The organism is Azospirillum sp. ST 5-10, assembly GCF_051225715.1.
GTDB lineage: Bacteria > Pseudomonadota > Alphaproteobacteria > Azospirillales > Azospirillaceae > Azospirillum.
On the sequence record NZ_JBPJSP010000048.1, the window covers coordinates 22809 to 29053 of the forward strand.

Genomic DNA, 6245 nt, shown 5'->3' on the forward strand with positions numbered 1-6245 from the left:
CAGACGGCGCGATGCATCCGGACACCCGTTCCCCGACACCCCCCACGTTGCCGATCGCATCACCGATCGTATCACCGGTCGCGTCAGCGACCGTCCGGCACCAGAAGCCGTTCAGCGGCCCCCCGCCGGAGAGCGCCCCACCGCACCGTCGCCCAGCAACCCAAGACATGAGGTCCAACCGTGCTTGAAGCCTACCGGCAGCATGCCGCCGAGCGCGCCGCGCTCGGGATCCCGCCCCTCCCGCTCTCCGCCAAGCAGACCGAGGAGCTGATCGACCTGCTGAAGGCGCCGCCGGCCGGCGAGGAGCAGGTGCTCCTGGACCTCATCACCCACCGGGTTCCCGCGGGCGTCGACGACGCCGCCAAGGTCAAGGCCTCCTATCTCGCCGCCGTCGCCGAGGGCAGCGAGGTGTGCCCGCTGATCGGCCGCGTGCAGGCGACGGAGCTGCTGGGCACCATGCTCGGCGGCTACAACATCACGCCGCTGATCGAGCTTCTGGCGGACGCGGAGTGCGGCGCCACCGCCGCCGAGGGCCTGAAGAAGACCCTGCTGATGTTCGACTACTTCCACGACGTCAAGGCGCTGGCCGACCAGGGCAACGCCAACGCCCAGGCGGTGCTGCGCTCGTGGGCGGAGGCCGAGTGGTTCACCTCCCGGCCCGAGGTGCCGGAGAGCCTGACGCTCACCATCTTCAAGGTGTCGGGCGAGACCAACACCGACGACCTGTCGCCCGCCCCCGACGCCTGGTCGCGCCCCGACATCCCGCTGCACGCGCTGGCGATGCTGAAGAACCCGCGCCCCGGCATCGTGCCGGAGGAGCCGGGCGTGCGCGGGCCCGTCCAGCAGCTGCTCGACCTGAAGGCGCGCGGCCACCTCGTGGCCTACGTCGGCGACGTCGTCGGCACGGGCTCGTCGCGCAAGTCCGCCACCAACTCGGTGCTGTGGTGGACGGGCGAGGACATCCCCTTCGTGCCGAACAAGCGCTTCGGCGGCGTCTGCCTCGGCTCGAAGATCGCGCCGATCTTCTACAACACCATGGAGGACGCCGGCGCGCTGCCGATCGAGCTCGACGTCTCGCAGATGGAGATGGGCGACACGGTGGAGCTGCGCCCCTACGAGGGCAAGGCGCTGAAGGACGGCACGGTCATCGCCGAGTTCGCCGTGAAGTCCGACGTGATCTTCGACGAGGTGCGCGCCGGCGGCCGCATCCCGCTGATCGTCGGCCGCGGCCTGACCGCGCGGGCCCGCGAGGCGCTGGGCCTGGGCGCCTCGACCCTGTTCCGCCAGCCGCCGGCCCCGGCCGACAGCGGCAAGGGCTACACGCTGGCGCAGAAGATGGTCGGGCGCGCCTGCGGCCTGCCCGAAGGCAAGGGTGTGCGCCCCGGCACCTACTGCGAGCCGAAGATGACCACCGTCGGCTCCCAGGACACCACCGGGCCGATGACCCGGGACGAGCTGAAGGACCTCGCCTGCCTCGGCTTCTCGGCCGACCTCGTCATGCAGAGCTTCTGCCACACCGCCGCCTACCCGAAGCTGGTGGACGTGAAGACCCACAAGGAGCTGCCGGCCTTCATCTCGACCCGCGGCGGCGTCAGCCTGCGGCCGGGCGACGGCGTCATCCACTCCTGGCTGAACCGCCTGCTGCTGCCCGACACGGTGGGTACGGGCGGCGACAGCCACACCCGCTTCCCCATCGGCATCTCGTTCCCCGCCGGCTCGGGCCTCGTCGCCTTCGCCGCCGCCACCGGCGTCATGCCGCTGGACATGCCGGAAAGCGTGCTGGTGCGCTTCAAGGGCACCATGCAGCCGGGCGTCACCCTGCGTGACCTGGTCAACGCCATCCCGCTCTACGCCATCCGCCAGGGCCTGCTGACGGTGGAGAAGAAGGGCAAGAAGAACATCTTCTCCGGCCGCATCCTGGAGATCGAGGGTCTGCCCGACCTCAAGGTGGAGCAGGCGTTCGAGCTGTCCGACGCCTCGGCCGAGCGCTCGGCGGCGGGCTGCACGGTGCGCCTGTCGGAGGCGCCGATCATCGAGTACATGCGCTCCAACGTGGCGCTGATGAAGTGGATGATCGCCAACGACTACCAGGACCGCCGCACGCTGGAGCGCCGGATCGCCGCCATGGAGCAGTGGCTGGCCGCGCCGGCGCTGCTGCAGCCGGACGCCGACGCCGACTACGCCGCGGTGATCGAGATCGACCTGGCCGACATCAAGGAGCCGATCGTCGCCTGCCCGAACGACCCGGACGACGTGAAGGTGCTGTCGGAGGTGGCCGGCGACACGATCGACGAGGTCTTCATCGGCTCCTGCATGACCAACATCGGCCACTTCCGCGCCGCCGGCAAGGTGCTGGAGGGCAAGTCCGACATCCCGACCCGGCTGTGGATCGCCCCGCCCACCAAGATGGACGCGATGATCCTCAACGAGGAGGGCTACTACGGCGTGCTCGGCAAGTCCGGGGCGCGCATGGAGATGCCGGGCTGTTCCCTGTGCATGGGCAACCAGGCGCAGATCCGCAAGGGCTCGACCGCCATGTCGACCTCGACCCGCAACTTCCCCAACCGCCTCGGCATCGACACCCGCGTCTATCTCGGCTCGGCCGAGCTGGCGGCGGTGTGCGCGCTGCTCGGCCGCATCCCCACCGTGGCCGAGTACATGGAGCAGGTCAGCGTGGTCAACCAGAAGGCCAAGGACATCTACCGCTACATGAACTTCGACCAGATCCCGGAGTTCGCCGAGGCGGTGTGAGCCACGGCCTGAACGGGAGTTCGGGCCGGATGCGAGGAGCCCCCGCCGGGAGACCGGCGGGGGCTTTCCGCTGGAGGTCGGCCGACGCCGACGACGGCGGCCGGCCGCCGCGCCGGCCGGCCCGGCGTCAGGTGGCGGGTGGCGCCGGGGCGGGGGCCTCGAAGGTCGCGCCGAACGCCTCCAGATCGACGCGGCGGCGTTCGGCGACGACGTGGTCGTAGAGCGGACGGCAGGCCGGCGCGATCCGCTCGCCCGCCACGTCGGGGACGATGTTGTTCAGGTACTGGTACAGGAGCACGTCGCCGCCGGGGGCGGCGGCGTTGGGGAAGATGCCGGCCAGGCTGAAGCCGAGCCGCTCGAAGCGGTCGGCCAGCGTCGCCGTGGCCGGATCGCCGAGCGGCAGTTCGAGAAGCACCGTGGCGACGCCGTCGGCGCGGAACCGGCGCAGGAGGCCGGCGATGGCCGGCACCGCGTCGCGGCCGTAGGACAGCACCTCCACCACCACGTGCCCCCAGGTCAGGAGGCCGCCGCGGATGTTCAGCTCGGTCGGCCGGTCCGGCAACCCGACGGCGGCCGGCGGCGCGATGGCGGCCGCCGGGGCTATGGCGACGGGCTCCGCGACGGCGTCGAGGATCGCCTGGATCACGGCACGGTGGCGCTCCGGCACATGGGCGGTGCGGGCCGGGCCGGGCCGCAGGGGAATGTACAGCGCCACCTCGGACTGGCGGGCCGCGCCGGTCGCCGCACCGGGACCGACCTGCCATTCGGTGGTCACGCTGGCGAGATGGACGTGGATCGGCACGCCGCCGAACCGCAGCGCGCCGCGTTGCGAGACGGTGTGGGCGGTGACGGCGTTGCCCAGCAGCCCCAGACAGCCGTCCGCCTTCGCCGTGTCGTGGACGAGCTGGAGCAGGCGGTGCAGCAGCAGCGGATTGCCGCGGGCCGCCGGTGCCACCACCACGTCGGTCGATTCCGGAACGTGGCGGTTGCCGGAATAATCCATGCTCGCGTGCGCCACGATGGTGCCGTCGGGGGCCTCGGCGACGACGCTGCGCAGCAGGCCCTCGCGGTTGCGGCGAGCCAGCTCGGGAGGGTCGTACAGGTAGTCGTCGGGCTTGGTGTAGCCGTACGTGAGCCAGGCGCACCGCGCCACGCCGGTGGCGTCGCCCGGGACGAAGGGCCGGATCACCGGCCTGGCGTCGCCGTTCTGGCGCGCCGCGGGCGGTGGCGGGGCCGGCGGTGCCGCGGGCTCCGACGCCGCGAGGGTGGATGGCGGCAGCCGGAAGCGCAGGTCGAACCGCTTGCCGTCGCGCCCGAGGTTGCGGAACACCGCCTCGTCGCAGCACTGCCAGGCGAGATGGAGGCCGAGCCCGCGCCGCTCCGGATCGCCGGCGGAATAGGAGCCGGTCTCGGCAAAATCGAAGGGAAGCCCCCAGTCCTGGACCCGAACGGAGAGGACCGCGCCGTCCACCGCGGCGGAAACCCGGACGCGTCCGCCCCCGCCGTCGGGATAGGCGTGGCGGACGGCGTTGACCACCACCTCCTCCACCGCCAGCTCCAGGCGCGTACGCTTCTCGGGCGCCAGCCCGAGCCGGTCGGCCGCGGCGAGGCAGGCCGCCTGGGCGATGGCGACGGCGTGCTTCCCGTCCGTCAGGTCAAGCTGGAACAACGATTTCATAGGCCCCCGGCCGCATCGAATTGATCAATCCGGTCGCGGCCGGGACAGTGCCACAGACGTACACCGACGGACAGCGGGTCCTGAGCGGCCGGACGCGGCCCGGCGCGTCCGTACCGCCCGCGGTTTCCCGCCGCCGCAACCCGCCGCCCCCTTCCGGTGTTGCACCTCTCGCCCCGCCGCTCCCGGCGGCGGCTGCGCGGGGAGGGAGCCGGTCCGTGGACCCACAAGCCATCGTCGAGAGCCGGGCCTACCGGCTCGCCGCCGATTTCCTGGCGGCCCTGCCGCAGGTCCTCATCGCCCTGGCCGTCCTGGTCGTCACCTGGCTGGCGGCGCGCCTGGTGACGCGGGCGCTGGTGCGGGCGCTGGGGCACACCCGCATGCGCCGCTCGCTGGCCGACGTGGTGGAGAAGCTGGCGGCCATCCTGATCTGGCTGGGCGGCATCCTGGTCGCCGCCGTCATCGCCTTCCCAACCCTGACGCCGACCGGCGTGCTCACCACCCTGGGCCTCGGTTCCATCGCCATCGGCTTCGCCTTCAAGGACATACTGGAGAACTTCCTGGCCGGCATCCTCATCCTCTACCGCGAGCCGTTCCGCCTCGACGACTACATCGAGTGCACCGGCATCGAGGGCAAGGTGGAGGAGATCACCATCCGCGATACCCACATCCGCCAGACCGACGGGCAGCGCGTGGTGATGCCCAACGCCACCCTCTACCGCGAGCCGGTGCGGGTGCTGACCGACCTCGTCATCCGCCGCACCACCATCGTCTGCGGCGTCGCCTACGGCGCCGACGTGGACGAGGCCCGCGCCGTCATCCGGCGCGCGGTGGAGGAGCTGCCCAGCGTGCGCACGGACAAGGAGGTGCAGATCTTCGCCCAGGCCTTCGGCGAGAGCAGCATCGACTTCGAGGTGACGTGGTGGACCGGCGCCAAGCCGGTCGACATCCGCCGTTCCCGCGACGAGGTGGTGGCCGCCATCAAGCGGGCGCTGGACGAGGCGGGGATCGAGATCCCCTTCCCCTACCGCACCCTCACCTTCAAGGAGCCGCTGGCCCTCACCCGCCCGGACCGGCCACCAGGATGTCCGACGCCGAGAGCGAGCGGACGTTGAGCTTGGCGAGGTCGACCGCCACGCCGGCGCCCGACCCGTCGGCGTCGAAGGACAGCATGCCCGTCGCCGTGTTGAAGACGAAGGTCGGCACCGCCGACGCCGGGTTGTCCAGGGCGAAGTTGGCCGCCGGCAGGGTGCCGGCGAACACCGTCTCGAAGTTCGGGCTGAACACCAGGATCTTGTCCGTCCCCGCCTCGAAGTCGGCGATGGTGTCGACGCCCTCCTGGTCCGAGCCGATCCAGAACACGTCGGCCTCGAGGCCGCCGTAGAGGGTGTCCGAGCCGCGGTTGCCGGCCAGCGTGTCGCTCCCCTGGCCGCCGAACAGCAGGTCGTCGCCTTGGCCGCCGAACAGGGTGTCCGCCGCCTTGTTGCCGTACAGCACGTCGGAGCCGAGCTGGCCGTACGCCACGTCCTGGTCCATGCCGCCCAGCACCGTGTCGCCGTCCTGACCGCCGAACAGCGTGTCCGACCCCTGGTTGCCGTACAGCAGGTCGGCCTCCAGGTTGCCGTAGAGCCCGTCGTTGCCGACGCCGCCCGCCACCGTGTCGCGGCCGGCGTCGCCGAACAGCACGTCGTCGCCCCCGGCCGAGCCGACGAAGTCGTCGCCGCCGCCGCCGCGCAGGGTGTCGTCGTCGGCCCCCAGCACGATGTACTGCGCCGACCCGTCGCCCGTCACCACCTGGCTGCCCGCCCCGCCGGTCACC

At 71.8% G+C, this 6245-nt stretch carries 4 protein-coding genes; 2 read left to right on the top strand and 2 right to left on the bottom strand.

Features of this window, described 5'->3' with window-relative positions; translation table 11 throughout:
- Positions 1-180: 180 nt before the first annotated feature.
- Entirely contained in the window at positions 181-2751 is a 2571-nt protein-coding gene (acnB, locus tag ACSBPG_RS30440; RefSeq protein ID WP_435541015.1) for a bifunctional aconitate hydratase 2/2-methylisocitrate dehydratase, read from the top strand.
- A gap of 127 nt (positions 2752-2878) precedes the next feature.
- On the opposite strand, the gene ACSBPG_RS30445 is transcribed toward acnB, so the two are convergent.
- A complete protein-coding gene (locus tag ACSBPG_RS30445) occupies positions 2879-4429 on the bottom strand; it encodes an ATP-binding protein (protein ID WP_435541016.1) in 1551 nt (516 codons plus the stop codon).
- A gap of 215 nt (positions 4430-4644) precedes the next feature.
- On the opposite strand from ACSBPG_RS30445, the gene ACSBPG_RS30450 reads away from it, so the two are divergent.
- Positions 4645-5541 carry a mechanosensitive ion channel family protein gene (locus ACSBPG_RS30450; protein ID WP_435541017.1) on the top strand — a complete coding sequence of 299 codons (897 nt, stop codon included), beginning with the start codon at positions 4645-4647 and terminating at the stop codon, positions 5539-5541.
- Here ACSBPG_RS30450 and ACSBPG_RS30455 read toward each other — a convergent pair.
- The coding region (locus ACSBPG_RS30455) for a calcium-binding protein (RefSeq protein WP_435541018.1) at positions 5486-6245 on the bottom strand (760 nt) is incomplete at its 5' end. The genes ACSBPG_RS30450 and ACSBPG_RS30455 overlap by 56 nt on opposite strands.